At 44.1% G+C, this 1,812-nt stretch carries 1 protein-coding gene and 1 pseudogene; both read right to left on the reverse strand.

The features are described 5' to 3' along the window. Nucleotides 1-261: 261 nt before the first annotated feature. Nucleotides 262-1,415 (reverse strand): IS3 family transposase gene (locus GCWU000341_RS10110; RefSeq protein ID WP_155812709.1). Its coding sequence is split into 2 segments (ribosomal slippage): nucleotides 262-1,160 and nucleotides 1,160-1,415, totalling 1,155 coding nucleotides; the frame shifts between segments, so codons are not numbered across the junction. A gap of 60 nt (nucleotides 1,416-1,475) precedes the next feature. Further along, a pseudogene (locus tag GCWU000341_RS10120) lies at nucleotides 1,476-1,812 on the reverse strand (IS30 family transposase); the annotation flags it as partial.

A 1,812-nucleotide genomic window follows, 5' to 3' on the forward strand; every position in this document is an offset into this window, starting at 1 on the left:
ATTACACCATTTGACAACGCTGGATTTAGAAACCCCATATTCTTCTGTGAGGCTCCTCATGGATCGGCCTTCCTCCAGGCGGAGACGGACAATCTTTTTCTTAAATGGTTCGTCGTAAGGTTGTGGCATGATAAAATCCTCCATTTGCTATTATATTTTATCAGCCATTTGTGTTACAACTTCAGTTTATCACTTCATTCCTTGTATTGAAACGAAAGATGGCTCTCTGTAGTGGTCAAGCTTTTTTGTAACACGTATGGCTTAATAATTCGATATTCCAGTCCTTGCCTCAAATGGTGTCTTATATCCATTGTATGAATGAGGTCGCACATGGTTGTACCATACATATGCAAATTCATCGATGGACGAGTATAGCACCTCCTCAGATGAATACTCGTGTAGATATAAGAGCTCATTTTTCAAGGTGTTGAAATACCGCTCCATAGGAGCATTGTCATAAGGATAACCAGCTTTATTCATGCTCTGGGTTATGCCGGCAGAGGCACAATAATCCGTGAATTCTTTAGATGTATATTGTGATCCCTGATCCGAATGTAAGATAAGGCTGCCGCTGATGGATTTCTGGTTTTCCAGGGCTTTCTTAACAGCCCTCACTGCGAGATCACTTGTGATATTGCGATCCGTGATACTGGATACTACGCTGCGATCATAAAGATCGATGACCGTGCAGTTATAGCGCACGCTTCCATCTCTGAGGAAGACATATGTGAAATCAGTAGCCCACTTCTGATTGATATGCTCTGCACTGAAATTTTGATTCAAGAGATTGTCAAATACTTTATGGGCCTTCCCTTTTCGGTAATCCGGCTTTCTACGCCGGACAATGGCGTAAAGCTGCAGATCACCGTTCATATAATGGTGTACAGTGAGTGCGCTGAGTTTGATATTTTTCCGTGCCAAAAATACCCGCATACTGCGATACCCGTCTACTCCGTTGTGTTCGTGATATATTTTCGATATTTCATTAAGAGCAGCCTGTTTTTGGGCACGATACACAGACTTCCTATTCTTCAGGAAGTTGTAGTAGGCATTTGGACAGATGCCAAATCTTTTCAGGAGCCAACGAACGCCAAATTCATGATGATAATTTCGGATAAATCGATAAGCCTCTAATCGATTTCCTTCGCAAAGAATGCCGCCGCTTTTTTTAGGAATAGATTCTCTTTTCGGAGTTCTTCATTTTCCTTCTTTAGCTTCAGCATTGCCTCCATGGTATCATAATCTTTTTGGCTTTCTGGATTACTCTGGCATTCTTCGCGAAATTCATTACACCATTTGACAACGCTGGATTTAGAAACCCCATATTCTTCTGTGAGGCTCCTCATGGATCGGCCTTCCTCCAGGCGGAGACGGACAATCTTTTTCTTAAATGGTTCGTCGTAAGGTTGTGGCATGATAAAATCCTCCATTTGCTATTATATTTTATCAGCCATTTGTGTTACAACTTCAGTTTATCACTTCATTACGGTATTCGGCCTTTTGCGGCGGGGATGCATCCTCACCTTGCGCGGCATATCGATGTTCCGGGCAGAGAAGAGGTTTGCGTCCATGTAGGTATACAGCGTCCGTTCACTGACCATGAGTTCTGCCTTATGGTTTAGGCAGATATGGTGCAGCGACTGGCCTTTTAACAGAAGGGGAGAAATGATATCGTCCAGTCGCTTTTGCTCCTCGTCGGAGAGGGCGATTCCCTGACGCGCCTCGGAGAGCACGTCACGGTATTCCATCTGGGCTTTTGCCCCATCGTAGAAGCGCTTCTCAAGCGTACAGAGCCGCTGCTGGCTGCATCCA

This window comes from Oribacterium sp. oral taxon 078 str. F0262 (genome assembly GCF_000160135.1).
Taxonomy (GTDB): Bacteria; Bacillota; Clostridia; order Lachnospirales; family Lachnospiraceae; genus Oribacterium.